At 57.1% G+C, this 15,864-nt stretch carries 12 protein-coding genes; 10 read left to right on the top strand and 2 right to left on the bottom strand.

Annotation, left to right across the window (positions count from 1 at the left end; genetic code table 11):
• Positions 1-110: 110 nt before the first annotated feature.
• The gene (gene queF / locus CKK19_RS11775; protein ID WP_063853193.1) at positions 111-953 is read right to left on the bottom strand and encodes an NADPH-dependent 7-cyano-7-deazaguanine reductase QueF; all 843 of its coding nucleotides are present in this window, start codon (positions 951-953) and stop codon (positions 111-113) included.
• Between the two features lie 69 nt (positions 954-1,022).
• Between queF and syd the strand changes: the two genes are divergently transcribed.
• The 8 genes from syd (at position 1,023) to CKK19_RS11735 (ending at position 9,357) form a co-directional block, all read left to right on the top strand.
• Positions 1,023-1,568: a SecY-interacting protein gene (gene syd, locus CKK19_RS11770; protein ID WP_022649215.1), complete on the top strand. Its 546-nt coding sequence runs from the start codon at positions 1,023-1,025 to the stop codon at positions 1,566-1,568.
• A gap of 632 nt (positions 1,569-2,200) precedes the next feature.
• Positions 2,201-2,530: a YqcC family protein gene (locus CKK19_RS11765; protein WP_032626018.1), complete on the top strand. Its 330-nt coding sequence runs from the start codon at positions 2,201-2,203 to the stop codon at positions 2,528-2,530.
• Positions 2,527-3,312: a tRNA pseudouridine(65) synthase TruC gene (gene truC, locus CKK19_RS11760; protein ID WP_023298500.1), complete on the top strand. Its 786-nt coding sequence runs from the start codon at positions 2,527-2,529 to the stop codon at positions 3,310-3,312. Before CKK19_RS11765 ends, truC begins: the two co-directional genes overlap by 4 nt.
• Positions 3,313-3,327: 15 nt before the next feature.
• Positions 3,328-3,777, top strand: coding sequence for a flavodoxin (locus tag CKK19_RS11755; protein ID WP_063853192.1), 450 nt, complete (start codon positions 3,328-3,330; stop codon positions 3,775-3,777).
• 308 nt (positions 3,778-4,085) lie between these two features.
• On the top strand, positions 4,086-5,441 hold the full coding sequence (gene gudP, locus CKK19_RS11750; protein WP_003862734.1) for a galactarate/glucarate/glycerate transporter GudP: 1,356 nt from the start codon (positions 4,086-4,088) through the stop codon (positions 5,439-5,441).
• Entirely contained in the window at positions 5,441-6,781 is a 1,341-nt protein-coding gene (locus tag CKK19_RS11745; protein ID WP_063853207.1) for an enolase C-terminal domain-like protein, read from the top strand. Before gudP ends, CKK19_RS11745 begins: the two co-directional genes overlap by 1 nt.
• 15 nt (positions 6,782-6,796) lie before the next feature.
• Positions 6,797-8,134, top strand: coding sequence for a glucarate dehydratase (gene gudD / locus CKK19_RS11740; protein WP_046618678.1), 1,338 nt, complete (start codon positions 6,797-6,799; stop codon positions 8,132-8,134).
• Positions 8,135-8,211: 77 nt separating this feature from the next.
• Positions 8,212-9,357 carry a glycerate kinase gene (locus CKK19_RS11735; RefSeq protein WP_063853190.1) on the top strand — a complete coding sequence of 382 codons (1,146 nt, stop codon included), beginning with the start codon at positions 8,212-8,214 and terminating at the stop codon, positions 9,355-9,357.
• 49 nt (positions 9,358-9,406) lie between these two features.
• Here the strand turns inward: CKK19_RS11735 and barA are convergent, their stop codons facing one another.
• Positions 9,407-12,166 (bottom strand): two-component sensor histidine kinase BarA, encoded by a 2,760-nt coding sequence (gene barA, locus CKK19_RS11730; protein WP_063853189.1) that lies wholly within the window; start codon positions 12,164-12,166, stop codon positions 9,407-9,409.
• Positions 12,167-12,223: 57 nt separating this feature from the next.
• Here barA and rlmD point away from each other — a divergent pair, with 57 nt between their 5' ends.
• Complete coding sequence (rlmD, locus tag CKK19_RS11725) at positions 12,224-13,522, top strand: 23S rRNA (uracil(1939)-C(5))-methyltransferase RlmD (protein WP_022649205.1); 1,299 nt, start codon at positions 12,224-12,226, stop codon at positions 13,520-13,522.
• Between the two features lie 51 nt (positions 13,523-13,573).
• Entirely contained in the window at positions 13,574-15,805 is a 2,232-nt protein-coding gene (gene relA / locus CKK19_RS11720; RefSeq protein ID WP_022649204.1) for a GTP diphosphokinase, read from the top strand.
• The last annotated feature ends 59 nt before the right edge of the window (positions 15,806-15,864 follow it).

Here is a 15,864-nt window from a genome sequence, read left to right as displayed (position 1 = left end):
TCCTTATGGGACGATTATCGTCTTTCCCTGTTGATTACAATAGCCCTGGCTTATGACGTTTCACAACACTTCGGGCGGAATACCGCCCGCATATTGTGAAAATATTTATCTTACTGGCGCACCAGCCGTCCGGTGGCAGGCACAAAATCGGTATTGGTGCGCCATGGGTTAATGTCCAGGCCGCCGCGACGGGTATAGCGGGCATAAACGCTCAGCTTTTCGGGCTGGCAGAAACGCTGTATGTCATTGAAGATGCGTTCCACGCACTGCTCGTGGAATTCGTTGTGATGACGGAATGACACCAGGTAACGAAGCAGCTTTTCCCGGTCAATCTGCGGGCCGCGATACTGGATCTGTACCGAGCCCCAGTCCGGCTGATGGGTGATAAGGCAGTTGGATTTCAGCAGATGGCTGACCAGCGTTTCGTCGACCACTTTTCCGCCCGCCGCGTTTTCCAGATAGTCGGTGCTAAATTCGTAGCTCTCCACATCAATGTCCTGATCGTCGATGCAGGTGCCGTGGAAATGGGCGATGGGCTGACCTTCCAGCTCATGCAGACGGTATAACGAGACGGTTACGTTCCCCTGCGCGCACGCGCTTAAATCACGTTCAAGCGTCTGTTGTACCTCGTCCCAGCTGTTAAATTTGGTCTGGTTAAAGCTGTTGAGATAGAGCTTAAAGCTCTTGGATTCGACCAGGTTTACGCTGGCGTAATCCAGCTCGACATGGCCCACGGCCACCTGCGGCAGACCGCGCGCATTCAGCCAGGAGAGTTCGTACAGCGTCCAGATGTCGCCGCCGACGAACGGCAGCGCGTCGGCATGAAGGCCAAGCGGATCGCGGTTCAGGCTGCGCGGCACACCCTGAAGCAGGCTTGCGTCGTAGGTGTCGCGGTAATCGGTCGTTTTACCCAGCGTTAAGCCCGTTAACGCCTGATGATTTTCGTAAGACATGTTTCATAGCCACTTTACAGGTACACTTAGGGGCTGAGTTTATCCTGTCTTACAAGAAGAGAGAAATCGGTGGATATCGAAACTGCAAATGCCCTGACGTCCTTCACGACCCGCTATTGCGATGCCTGGCATGAAAAGCGGGGGACGTGGCCGCAAAGTACTGACTTATATGGCGTGCCGTCACCGTGCATTATCGCTTCGCAGGATGATTACGTTATCTGGCAACCGAAACCGTTCACGGGCGAGCAGAATGTAAATGCGGTTGAACGCGCCATGGACATTGTGATACAACCTGCGCTTCATGCAATTTATACCACGCAGTTTGCCGGGGATATGACTGCATGTTTTGCAGGACAGCCGCTGACGCTGCTGCAAACCTGGAGCGAAGACGATCTTCAACGCGTTCAGGAAAACCTCATTGGTCACCTGGTCACGCAAAAACGCCTTAAGCTCTCCCCGACTCTCTTTATTGCGACGCTCGACAGTGAACTGGACGTCATTTCAGTCTGCAACCTGTCTGGCGAGGTCATTAAAGAGACGCTCGGCACCCGCAATCGCGACGTTCTCGCGCCTTCTCTTGCGGATTTTCTTACCCGACTTGAGCCGCTTCTGTAATCCATGATGCTACTGGACGTGTGAGAGATCTCTTACACGCACTGTGAGACATCGCCGAAACAATTAGCATTGTCTTAGAGATTTCAGATTAATATTAGTTTCCCTTTCAACAGGTTAGCGATTTCCTGAAACGATTATCCCCGTTTCGCCAGGCTTACCTTGCTCACAGTGTGGGTTGTAAGACGAGGCAGAATAGCGGATTCTATCTGTGTCGACAGGATGCCGACGCGAGAAACGAACATCAGGATGATGGCGTTTCTCACCAGGAACACGTCAGGACGACGCCGCAGGAAGGCTTCAGGATGAAGCAAAGTGGATCACGCAGGATGCGTAAGGGACACCTCCAGGAAGGAGAACGTGAGCCGGTCAGGATGGTCGGTGGGTCAGGATGGCCAGGACGTTTCAGGACGAAACCTACACGTCAGGATGATGTGAGCAGGAAGCAAAAGGTAAAGGGATGACCAGGCCTTCGGGCATCAGGAAAAGTTGTCACGGATGAGCAGGGAGCACGTATTGTAGCTGGAATGCTGCGAAACGAACCGGGAGCACTGTTTTTACAGTGCTCCCTTTTTTTATTTCTGTCTTCCGCAATGCTATGCTTCGCGCCATTCCGTTTTTCAGTTGAGGTTACTATGACGCATCACGATAGCGTTCGTGCGCAGTTGCACGCCATCGAAGCCCTTATGCGCCAGCATCAGCTGTGGCAGGAAAGTGCGCCGCAGCCAGACGCGTTCGCCAGCACCCAGCCGTTTTGTCTGGATACGCTGTCTCCATTCGAATGGCTCCAGTGGGTATTAATTCCGCGCATGCACGCGCTGCTGGAAGGGGGACACGCGTTGCCCCAGGCGTTTGCCGTCTCTCCCTATTACGAAATGGCGCTGGAGGCGACCCACCCGGCGCGCGACGTTATGTTGGTTGAGCTGGAAAAGCTGGATGGGCTTTTCGCCGGTGACGATGCATGACGCTTGAGATCCTGTATCAGGATGAGTGGCTGGTGGCGGTGAATAAACCGTCCGGCTGGCTGGTACACCGAAGCTGGCTCGATCGCGATGAGAAAGTGGTTGTTATGCAAACCGTGCGCGACCAAATCGGTCAGCACGTCTTTACTGCCCACCGTCTGGATCGGCCAACCTCTGGCGTTCTGCTGATGGGGCTTTCCAGTGAGGCCGGGCGCCTGCTGTCGCAGCAGTTTGAACAGCACCAGATCCAGAAGCGCTACCACGCCATTGTGCGCGGCTGGCTGACGGATTCCGCCACGCTGGATTATCCGCTGGTGGAGGAACTGGATAAAATCGCCGATAAATTTGCCCGCGAAGATAAAGGTCCGCAGCCTGCGGTGACCGACTATCGCGGTATGGCGACCACAGAACTGCCGGTGGCGACCAGCAAATTTCCCACTACGCGATACAGTCTGGTTGAGCTTTTGCCCAAAACCGGGCGCAAGCACCAGCTTCGCCGCCACCTTGCACATCTGCGCCACCCAATTATCGGCGACAGCAAGCACGGCGATCTGCGGCAGAACCGCAGCGCGGCAGAGCACTTTGGCTGTAACCGACTGATGCTGCACGCCAGCGAGCTAAGCCTGACGCACCCGTTTACCGGCGAACCGCTGACTATTCGCGCGGGGCTGGACGAGGTCTGGATGCAGGCGCTGTCACAGTTTGGCTGGCTGGGACAACTCCCCGAAAATGAAAGGGTTGAGTTTGCCGCAGGCAACGTTCAGGATGAACAGCAAGCGCAATAATTACGGGAGCAAAGCATGGCTGAAGTAGGTATTTTTGTCGGCACGATGTACGGCAACTCGCTGCTGGTTGCGGAGGAAGCAGAAGCAATCCTCGTCAATCAGGGCCATAAAGCAACGGTCTATGAAGACCCGGAGCTGGCGGACTGGGAAAAGTATAAAGATAAATACATTCTGGTGGTGACCTCCACCACCGGGCAGGGCGATCTCCCGGACAGCATCGCCCCGCTTTTCCAGGGCATTAAAGACCAGCTTGGCTATCAGCCAGATGTTCACTATGGCATCATCGCCCTCGGCGATAGCTCTTACGCCAATTTCTGCGGCGGCGGTAAGCAGTTCGACGCGCTGTTGCAGGAACAGCAAGCTCAGCGGGTCGGCGAGATGTTACTGATTGATGCTGGCGAGCACCCCGAACCGGAAAGCGAGTCAAATCCCTGGGTTGAACATTGGGCCACGCTCCTGAACTAACCCTGTACTATACGAGCTATAGGCCGGGTAGGGCGTAGCCGCCACCCGGCAACGAAGCTGCACCATATCCTCAATTCCGTGAAGTATCTTCCACCACTTTGGGCTTATGCCCCAAACCACGTTCCCCACGCCCGTCAATGTTGTGTTCCTGCACGGTGAGAGAACCGGTCACTCCTTCATATACTTTTCCCGTCACTATAAAACGGCTTCGGGCCGTACCAAAACCAAACACAAATCTCTCATTCTGATTACCCTACAGGTGCTGTACAGAATGAACCAGGCGAAAGCTATGTTTCAGGAGTGCAACAATGAGTACATTAAGCCACGCGGCGAGCAGCGCTGAGAAGCGCACCAACGCCCGATACTGGATAGTGGTGATGCTGTTTATCGTCACCTCTTTCAACTACGGCGACCGTGCCACGTTATCCATTGCCGGCTCTGAGATGGCAAAGGACATCGGACTTGATCCGGTGGGTATGGGTTATGTTTTCTCCGCATTTTCATGGGCCTACGTAATCGGCCAAATCCCTGGCGGCTGGCTGCTGGACCGCTTTGGCTCAAAACGGGTCTATTTCTGGTCCATTTTCATCTGGTCGATGTTTACCCTGTTACAGGGCTTCGTGGATATCTTCAGCGGCTTCGGCATTATCATTGCGCTCTTTACCCTCCGCTTCCTGGTGGGTTTAGCAGAAGCGCCATCTTTCCCGGGCAACAGCCGCATTGTGGCCGCCTGGTTCCCGGCGCAGGAGAGGGGAACGGCGGTAGCAATCTTTAACTCGGCGCAATACTTTGCGACGGTTATTTTCGCGCCAATTATGGGCTGGCTGACGCACGAAGTGGGCTGGTCGCACGTCTTCTTCTTCATGGGCGGGCTGGGGATCGTCATCAGCTTTATCTGGCTGAAAGTGATCCACGAACCAAACCAGCACCCGGGCGTGAACAAGAAAGAGCTGGACTACATTGCTGAAGGCGGGGCGCTGATCAACATGGATCAGAAAACCCAGAAAGCAAAAGTCCCGTTCAGCCAGAAATGGGGGCAGATCAAACAGCTCGTCGGCTCCCGGATGATGATCGGTATCTATCTCGGCCAGTACTGCATTAACGCCTTAACCTACTTCTTCATCACCTGGTTCCCGGTTTACCTGGTGCAGGCGCGCGGGATGTCGATTCTGAAGGCGGGTTTTGTCGCCTCTGTGCCAGCCATCTGCGGCTTCGTGGGCGGGGTGCTCGGCGGGGTCATCTCCGACTGGCTGATGCGTCGCACCGGTTCGCTGAATATTGCGCGTAAAACGCCAATCGTGCTCGGCATGCTGCTCTCCATGACCATGGTGTTCTGTAACTACGTCAGCGCGGAGTGGATGATTATCGGCTTTATGGCGATGGCCTTCTTCGGTAAAGGCATCGGCGCGCTGGGCTGGGCGGTGATGGCAGATACCGCGCCGAAAGAGATCAGCGGCCTGAGCGGCGGTCTGTTCAACATGTTTGGCAACATTTCCGGCATTGTCACCCCAATCGCTATCGGTTACATCGTCGGCACCACCGGCTCCTTCAATGGTGCGCTGATTTATGTAGGCGTCCATGCGCTGGTGGCGGTACTCAGTTACCTGGTGCTGGTGGGGGACATCAAACGAATCGAACTGAAACCTGTTGGGGAGCGCGGATGATGACAACGCAATCAAGCCCGATCGTGACGGAGATGAAAGTCATCCCGGTGGCGGGTCAGGACAGCATGCTGCTCAACATTGGCGGCGCGCATAACGCCTGGTTCACCCGCAACATCGTGGTGCTGACCGACAGTGCAGGGAATACCGGCGTCGGGGAAGCACCTGGCGGAGAGGTGATTTACCAGACGCTGGTCGACGCCATCCCGCAGGTGGTTGGGCAGGAGGTCGCCCGCCTGAACAAGGTGGTTCAGCGGGTGCATAAGGGCAACCAGTCGGCTGATTTTGATACCTTCGGCAAAGGCGCCTGGACGTTTGAACTGCGCGTTAACGCGGTGGCGGCGCTGGAGGCGGCTCTCCTTGATTTACTGGGCAAGGCGCTGAACGTGCCGGTCTGCGAACTGCTGGGGCCAGGCAAACAGCGTAATGCAGTAACGGTGCTGGGCTATCTGTTCTACGTTGGCGACCGGACGAAAACCGATCTGCCGTATCTGGAGCGCTCGCCGGGCAGCCACGCGTGGTATCACCTGCGTCATCAGGAAGCGCTCTCTGGCGAGGCGGTGGTACGCCTGGCAGAGGCGGCGCAGGATCGCTACGGCTTTAAAGACTTCAAGCTGAAAGGCGGCGTTCTGCCGGGCGAACAGGAGATTGACAGCGTGCGCGCGTTGAAAAAACGCTTCCCGGAGGCACGCATCACCGTCGATCCGAACGGCGCCTGGCGGCTGGATGAAGCTATCGCGCTGTGCAAAGGACTGGGCGACGTGCTGACCTACGCGGAAGATCCGTGCGGCGCCGAGCAGGGCTTTTCTGGCCGCGAGGTGATGGCCGAATTCCGCCGCGCTACCGGGCTGCCGGTTGCGACCAACATGATCGCCACTAACTGGCGCGAAATGGGCCACGCGGTGATGCTGAATGCGGTGGACATACCGCTGGCTGATCCGCACTTCTGGACCCTTTCCGGCGCGGTGCGCGTGGCGCAGCTGTGCGATGACTGGGGGCTCACCTGGGGCTGCCACTCCAATAACCATTTCGACATTTCGCTGGCGATGTTTACCCACGTTGGCGCGGCGGCGCCGGGTAACCCGACCGCCATCGATACGCACTGGATCTGGCAGGAAGGCGAAGCGCGCCTGACCAAAAATCCACTTGAAATCAAAAACGGCACCATTGCCGTACCGGATGCGCCGGGGCTGGGCGTGGAGCTTGACTGGGATCAGATCCACAAGGCGCATGAAGCGTATAAAAAACTGCCGGGCGGCGCGCGCAACGACGCAGGCCCGATGCAGTACCTTATCCCCGGCTGGACATTTGACCGTAAGCGCCCTGTATTTGGACGTCACTGATAAAAGGATCGAACGATGAGCACATTTTCTACCCCTGTAGTCACCTCCATGCAGATCATTCCTGTCGCGGGACATGACAGCATGCTGATGAACCTGAGCGGCGCCCATGCGCCGTTCTTCACCCGTAATATTGTGGTGATCAAGGACAACTCAGGGCATACCGGTGTCGGTGAAATCCCGGGCGGGGAGAAGATCCGTAAAACGCTGGAGGACGCCATTCCGCTGGTGGTGGGTAAAACGCTGGGCGAGTACAAAAATGTGCTGACCAGCGTGCGTACGACCTTTGCCGATCGTGATGCGGGTGGCCGTGGTCTGCAAACGTTTGATCTGCGTACCACTATCCATGTGGTCACGGGCATTGAAGCCGCGATGCTGGATCTGTTAGGCCAGCATCTGGGCGTCAATGTCGCCTCCCTGCTGGGCGACGGCCAACAGCGCAGCGAAGTGGAAATGCTCGGCTACCTGTTCTTTATCGGCAACCGCAAACTCACCCCGCTGCCGTACCAGAGCCAGCCGGACGAAAAATGCGACTGGTATCGTGTGCGTCACGATGAAGCGATGACCCCGGATGCGGTGGTGCGCCTGGCTGAAGCCGCGTACGAAAAATATGGCTTTAATGACTTCAAGCTGAAAGGCGGCGTACTGGCGGGTGAAGAAGAAGCTGAGGCGATTGCCGCGCTGGCGAAGCGCTTCCCGCAGGCGCGCGTCACGCTGGATCCGAACGGTGCCTGGTCGCTTGAAGAGGCGATCAAAATTGGTAAGCAGCTCAAAGGCGTGCTGGCCTACGCGGAAGATCCGTGCGGCGCAGAGCAGGGGTTCTCTGGACGTGAAGTGATGGCGGAGTTCCGTCGCGCCACCGGGCTGCCAACCGCCACCAACATGATCGCGACCGACTGGCGCCAGATGGGGCACACGCTCTCGCTGCAATCGGTGGATATTCCGCTGGCAGACCCGCACTTCTGGACGATGCAGGGCTCGGTTCGCGTGGCGCAGATGTGCCATGAGTTCGGCCTGACCTGGGGCTCGCACTCCAACAACCACTTCGACATCTCGCTGGCGATGTTCACCCACGTAGCGGCTGCTGCGCCGGGCAACATTACCGCTATCGACACCCACTGGATCTGGCAGGAGGGCAATCAGCGCCTGACCAAACAGCCGTTTGAGATCAAGGGGGGGATGGTGCAGGTTCCAGCTACGCCGGGGCTGGGCGTTGAACTGGATATGGATCAGGTCATGAAAGCGCACGAGCTTTACCAGAAACACGGGCTGGGTGCACGTGATGATGCGCTGGCGATGCAGTACCTGATCCCAGAGTGGTCATTCGACAATAAACGTCCGTGCATGGTACGATAAGCCAACTGGGACCGCTCCCATGAGCGGTCCCTTACGTGGTGTATGCTTAACGTAACTAACATGCGTAAGGATGGCTTATGAAAATTGTTATCGCTCCGGACTCGTATAAGGAAAGCTTGAGCGCGCTGGAGGTGGCGACAGCGATAGAGGTCGGTTTTCGCGAAATTTTCCCCTCAGCGGAGTACGTCAAATTACCGGTTGCCGATGGTGGCGAAGGGACGGTGGAAGCTATGGTTGCAGCCACCCATGGGCGTCTTGTCCATGTTCCCGTTACCGGGCCTTTGGGAGAACGCGTGGAAGGGTTTTTCGGGTTATCCGGAGACGGGAAAAGCGCGTTTATCGAGATGGCGGCCGCGAGCGGTCTGGAGCTTGTTGCTCCTGCAAAGCGTAACCCGTTAATCACCACCTCGTGGGGGACCGGGGAACTGATCCGTCATGCGCTGGATGCGGGCGTTAAGCATATCATTATTGGCATTGGAGGCAGCGCGACCAATGACGGTGGCGCAGGCATGGTGCAGGCGCTGGGCGTAAAACTGCTGGATGCGAAAGCACAGCCCGTTGGGCCGGGCGGCGGCGAACTGGCAAGCCTTGCGCATATCGATCTTAGTGGGCTGGATGAGCGGCTGGCAGACTGTCGAATTGAAGTGGCCTGCGATGTGACCAACCCCCTGATTGGCGAGACTGGCGCTTCTGCGGTATTCGGTCCGCAGAAAGGGGCGACGCCGGAGATGGTCAGGACGCTGGACAACGCGCTTGCGCATTACGCAAACATTATCGCCAGGGATCTGGACATTGACGTCTTAAACCTGGCGGGGGGCGGAGCAGCTGGCGGAATGGGGGCGGCGCTGTATGCATTTTGCGGGGCGCAGCTTCGTCGGGGGATTGAGATTGTCACCGATGCCCTGCATCTCGATGAACAGGTCGCGGACGCCGATCTGGTGATCACGGGCGAAGGGCGTATCGACAGCCAGACGATCCACGGCAAAGTGCCCGTTGGCGTGGCGAGAGTCGCGAAACGCTATAACAAACCGGTTATCGGCATTGCCGGCAGCCTGACGGCGGATGTTGGCGTGGTGCACGAGCACGGACTGGATGCGGTATTCAGCGTGATTTACACCATCTGCTCGCTGGAGGATGCGCTGGAAAATGCGCAACAGAATGTACAGATGACCGCAAGGAATATTGCGGCGGTGATAAAGGTGGGGCAGGGGATGTCGCGTTAACGATCGTGCTCCTGTAGGCCCGGTAAGCGAAGCGCCACCGGGCTTTTTCTTAGCTTCCCAACACCTTCATCGCTTCCCGCGTCACGTTGTCCATCTCGTCCAGCAGCTCCAGAAACTCCGGCTCAAGATCGGATTCTGGCGTACCCGCGCGGAGCTGCTGTTCAAGCAGCTGGCAGAGATTTTTCAACCGCGGCACGCCGCTGTAGCCGCAGCTACCGTGCAGTTTATGGATGGCCTCCAGCAGCCCTTCAGGGTTTTCGCCCACCAGCTGTTCTTCAACCTTGTTACGGATCTCAGGCAGGAAGTCCACCAGCATTTGCAGCATATCGCGGGCCAGATCGGCTTTGCCTGCTGCCTGGCGCAGCGCCAGTTGCCAGTCAAACGTGGCATTCTGGTTAACGCTGATTTCCGGCGATTCAGCTGAAATGGTGTACGTCCCGCCAATGTGACCCGGTTTGTAGCGCAGCAGCAGGCTGTGCAGCTTCTCTTCATCAATCGGTTTCGCCAGATAATCGTTCATGCCCGCACCCAGCAATTTCTCTTTTTGTCCCGCCATCGCGTGCGCCGTCACGGCAATCACCGGCGTCTGCTGCTGGTGTGGAAGCTGACGAATTAATTCGCAGGCGCGGATGCCATCCATGCCCGGCATCTGAATATCCATCAGGATCAGGTCAAACTGCATCTGTTTGGCTTGTTCTACGGCTTCGGCGCCGCTGGTACACAGTTCAACGTGCTGAACCTGATCCTCAAGCAGCACGCCAATCAGCTTAAGGTTTGCCGGGTTATCATCCACGGCCATCACCGTCATCGGCAGCTTATGTTCGTCGTTTTCCAGCGGCAGGGACTGATGCGTCAGACGGCAATATTCGGTCAACGCAGGTAACAGCCGTGTGGCGGTGAGGGGTTTCAGCAGACATGCCGCCGCCCCGTCGTTTTTAAGCTCTTCGGCGTTGATTTGGGCGTGGCACGGCAGAGCCAGCAGCAGGTAGTCCGTCATTGAGGCAGCCTTTGCCAGCCGTTCCTGCTGCATGGTCAGTTCTCCGGTAAATGTCACCGGAATCCCCAGCAAAAGAATATCGTAATGATCGTTCGCCAGCGCGGAGAAGGTCGGGCTGTAGACCACCTCCAGCGGCGTGCTGCTTAATACATCCAGCGTACACTGCGCCGCGGCGGCGTTCGGTTCCACATAGGCCAGACGCATCCCTTTCAGGCAGTCGGTGACCGGACCGTCGGTTTGCACGTTCGGATTAAGATCAAGATTGATATGGAACCAGAAGGTCGAGCCCCGGTTAGGCTGGCTGTGGAAGGAGATATCGCCTCCCATCTCTTTCACCAGCTTTTGGGTGATCACCAGACCCAGGCCCGTTCCGCCGTGACGACGGGAAATGCTCGCATCGGCCTGGCGGAACGCCTGGAACAGACGCGACTGATCGCGCTCCGGAATGCCGATGCCGGTATCCCGGATCTGAACTTCAATCTGGACCTTATTATTACTGAGCGCCCTTTTTTCGACCAGAATGTCGATGTTGCCGCTCTCGGTGAACTTAATCGCGTTGCCCACCAGATTGGTGATGACCTGTTGCAGGCGCAGCGGGTCGCCAATGACGTTATCCGGTACGTCATTTTTGATATTGAGCGTCAGTTCCAGCCCCTTATCATGCGAGGAGTGGGCGAGAAGCGTGACCACGTCATCCAGTGTGCTGCGCAGCGGGAAGGGGATACTCTCCAGAATCAGCTTGCCCGCTTCCAGCTTCGAGAAGTCCAGTACGTCGTTAATAATGGTCAGCAGGTTGTTGGCTGAGCGTTCAATGGTATGCAGGTGGTCACGCTGGGTCGGGTTGAGCTCGCTTTTAAGCGTCAGACGGGTGAAGCCAATCACCCCGTTCAGCGGCGTGCGCAGCTCATGCGACATGTTTGCCAGGAACTCAGACTTAATACGGGCCGCCTCCTGAGCGCGTTTTTTCGCCAGATCCAGCTCCACGTTCTGGATCTCCATCTGCTCCAGCGTTTCGCGCAGGTCAGAGGTGGCCTGGTCAACGTTGTGCTGCATCTCTTCGTGATAAGCCGCCAGCGACATCGCCATTGAGTTGATGCCGTTTTTCAGCATATCCAGCTCGCCGAGCATGAAGCCTTCCACGCGGCTGTCCAGCTGACCCCGGCGGATCCGGTCAACGGTATTCACCATGTTACGGATAGGCCCCGTGACGTCGCGCATCAGCCGCCAGCCGAAGATCAACGCGATGCCGATACAGAACAGCATCATCACGCCGGAGATGAATATTTCTTTGTACTGCTGGAGCCGCACCGACTTGAGATCCAGCTCCAGCGCCACATATCCCAGCATATTATTGCTGGACTTCGCATCGGACTGGGCGGATTCGTCGGGTGAATAGCTTTCTGAGATAATCGGCGTGCGCAGGATCATGATATCGCCGCGCCGCAGGACCGTGAGATGACGCGGGAAAGGGGTACCTTCCGGGATTTTCAGCGACGTGGGATCCAGATGGAAATTCGAGGTGACGAAAAGACGGTTATGCTCATCGTAAACGGAAATGGCGCGCACAATCTCTGAATGACGGCGGTGCAGCACGCTGATTAACTGACCCATGGATTCACGGTTTTGCAGGTTCATACCGTACTCGCTGGAGACGGCCAGCGGTTCGATAATGCTGGCCCCGGCATCTTCAAGCTGTCTCTGCAAATCGTTATAGCGATGCACCACAAAGAAAATGCTCAGCAGCAAACCGATGAGAACGGTAGGAGCGAGGATCAAAATCATCATGCGCGCGCGCAGGCTGTAGTTGGTCATGGAGTTCCGTTATGGGACAATCAGGCTAATTATGTTTATTTGAGAACAATCTCGGCGATGGCGCAATTCTACTCTGCAAAACGACGCGTGACGACGCGTCAGATCATAACTGTTGAAGCCTCTGACCTCGACCCTTTTGGACAGGGGGTAGCGCGTCACAAGGGTAAGACACTGTTTATCACAGGTTTGCTGCCAGGAGAACGCGCAGATATTACGCTGACGGAAGACAAACGCCAGTATGCGCGCGGCCAGGTCAAGCGCCGTCTTAATGATAGCCCGGAGCGCGTGACGCCTCGCTGTCCCCATTTTGGCGTTTGCGGAGGCTGTCAGCAACAGCATGCCAGCACAGAATTACAGCAAAAAAGTAAAAGCAACGCGCTGGCCCGCCTGCTAAAACATGACGTCAGTGACATCGTTGCTGACCAGCCGTGGGGCTACCGTCGCCGCGCTCGCCTGAGTCTAAGCTACCAGCCAAAAACTGAAAGGCTGGAGATGGGGTTTCGCAAAGCCAGCTCCAGCGATATCGTCTCCATCACGCAATGCCCTGTTTTGGTGCCCCAACTTGAGGCACTGCTCCCGGCCGTGCACCACTGTCTTGCATCGCTGGATGGGGTGCGTTCGCTGGGCCATGTCGAACTGGTGCTGGCCAACGGCGGCCCGCTGATGGTGCTGCGCCACACCGCACCGCTGTCCAGGGCAGATCGCGAAAAACTGGAACGCTTTTCGCATTCTCATGAGCTTGCGCTTTTCCTCGCGCCGCAAAGCGAGATACTTGAGCAGGTTAGCGGAGACGCGCCCTGGTATGCGTCAGACGGGCTACGCTTAACGTTTAGCCCGCGGGATTTTATCCAGGTCAATGACGGCGTGAACCAGCAGATGGTGGCGAACGCGCTGGCGTGGCTTGACGTCCAGCCCACCGATCGGGTGCTCGATCTGTTCTGCGGTATGGGTAACTTTACCCTGCCGCTGGCCCGCAAAGCCGCAAGCGTGGTCGGGGTGGAAGGCGTTGAGGCGCTGGTGGCGAAAGGCCAGGAGAACGCCCAACAGAACGGCTTGCAAAATGTGACATTCTTTCATCAAAATCTTGAGGATGATGTTACTCAGCAACCGTGGGCTAAGCAGGGCTTTGATAAGATCCTGCTCGATCCGGCGCGCGCAGGTGCGCCGGGCGTGATGCAGCATATAATTAAACTCGCGCCTGAACGCGTGGTCTATGTTTCCTGTAACCCGGCGACGCTGGCCCGTGACAGCGAAGCATTATTGAGCGGGGGTTACCAGATTCGGCGTCTGGCAATGCTGGACATGTTCCCGCACACTGGACATCTGGAATCAATGGTGTTGTTCGAGCACATCTAATGAGTTTGGCTTGTCGACTTCGACAGGCCCTTGTCCCTAAAGGAGAGGACGATGGTTGCGGTAAGAAGTGCACATTTAAATAAAGCTGGTGAGTTTGACCCTCAAAAATGGATCGCAAGTCTGGGGATTTCCAGCCAGCAGTCGTGTGAACGCTTAACCGAAACCTGGGCCTATTGTTTACGCACAACGCAGGGGCATCCGGACGCTGAACTGCTGTTGTGGCGCGGCGTGGAGATGGTTGAAATTCTCTCCATGCTTAACATGGATATCGAAACGCTACAGGCCGCACTGCTGTTCCCACTGGCAGATGCTAACGTGGTGACGGAAGACGTGCTGCGTGAAAGCGTCGGCCAGTCCGTCGTGGCGCTCATCCACGGCGTGCGTGATATGGCCGCCATCCGTCAACTGAAAGCCGCGCAAACGGATTCTGTCTCTTCCGAGCAGGTGGATAACGTCCGCCGCATGCTGCTGGCGATGGTGGATGATTTTCGCTGCGTGGTGATCAAGCTGGCCGAACGGGTTGCCCATCTGCGCGAAGTGAAGGATGCGCCGGAAGACGAGCGCGTCCTGGCCGCCAAAGAGTGTACGAATATCTATGCGCCGCTGGCGAACCGTCTGGGTATCGGGCAACTGAAGTGGGAGCTGGAAGATTACTGCTTCCGCTATCTGCATCCGGCGGAATACAAACGCATTGCAAAATTGCTGCACGAACGCCGCATCGACCGCGAGCACTATATCGAGGAATTTGTCAGCGGGCTGCGCCAGTCGATGAAAGAGGAGAATGTGCGCGCCGAGGTCTACGGGCGTCCGAAGCACATCTACAGCATCTGGCGCAAAATGCAGAAGAAACACCTCGCCTTTGACGAGCTGTTTGACGTGCGCGCCGTGCGTATCGTGGCGGAGCGTCTCCAGGACTGCTACGCCGCGCTGGGGATAGTACATACTCACTTCCGCCATCTGCCGGATGAGTTCGATGACTACGTCGCGAACCCCAAACCGAATGGCTATCAGTCCATCCACACTGTGGTGCTCGGCCCCGGCGGCAAAACTGTGGAAATTCAGATCCGTACTAAACAGATGCACGAAGACGCCGAGCTGGGCGTCGCCGCGCACTGGAAGTACAAAGAAGGCACTTCCGGCGGCGCGCGCTCCGGTCACGAGGACCGTATCGCCTGGCTGCGTAAGCTGATTGCGTGGCAGGAGGAGATGGCCGACTCCGGCGAAATGCTCGACGAAGTGCGCAGTCAGGTCTTCGACGATCGCGTCTACGTCTTTACCCCGAAAGGGGATGTGGTTGATCTGCCGGCAGGCTCTACGCCGCTCGATTTCGCCTACCACATTCACAGCGACGTGGGGCACCGTTGCATCGGGGCGAAGATCGGCGGACGTATCGTACCGTTTACCTACCAGCTACAGATGGGCGACCAGATTGAAATCATCACCCAGAAGCAGCCAAACCCAAGCCGCGACTGGCTGAATCCAAACCTCGGTTACGTGACCACCAGCCGCGGGCGCTCTAAAATTCACGCCTGGTTCCGCAAGCAGGATCGTGACAAGAATATCCTTGCCGGTCGTCAGATCCTTGACGACGAGCTGGAGCATATCGGGATAAACCTGAAAGAGGCGGAGAAGTTCCTGCTGCCGCGCTACAACTTCAACGAGCTCGACGAACTGTTAGCGGCGATTGGCGGCGGCGATATCCGCCTGAACCAGATGGTGAACTTCCTGCAAGCGCAGTTCAACAAGCCAAGCGCGGCAGAGCAGGATGCGGCAGCGCTGAAACAGCTCCAGCAGAAAACCTACGCTCCGCAGCAGCGCAGCAAGGACAATGGCCGCGTGGTGGTTGAAGGGGTGGGTAACCTCATGCACCATATTGCCCGCTGCTGCCAGCCGATACCGGGTGACGATATTGTCGGCTTTATCACCCAGGGGCGCGGGATCTCAATTCACCGCTCCGACTGTGATCAGCTTGCTGAGCTGCAATCGCATGCGCCGGAACGTATCGTGGAAGCCGTCTGGGGTGAAAGCTACTCCGCTGGCTACTCGCTGGTGGTGCGCGTCACTGCCAACGACCGCAGTGGCCTGCTGCGCGACATCACCACGATTCTCGCCAACGAGAAGGTCAACGTGCTGGGCGTTGCCAGCCGCAGCGATACCCGCGAGCAGCTTGCCACCATCGATATGACCATCGAAATCTATAACCTGCAGGTGCTGGGCCGGGTGCTCGGTAAACTGAACCAGGTGCCGGATGTGATTGACGCGCGTCGTCTGCACGGCGGCTAAACATCCTCTTCTGTAGGCCGGGTAAGGCAACGCTGCCACCCGGCATTTTGACATCAGGA

This window comes from Enterobacter sp. CCUG 70166 (genome assembly GCF_020224095.1).
Classification (GTDB): Bacteria; Pseudomonadota; Gammaproteobacteria; order Enterobacterales; family Enterobacteriaceae; genus Enterobacter; species Enterobacter intestinihominis.
The sequence above is the reverse complement of the archived record's forward strand: the minus strand, read 5'-3'. Positions and strand labels throughout refer to the sequence as shown.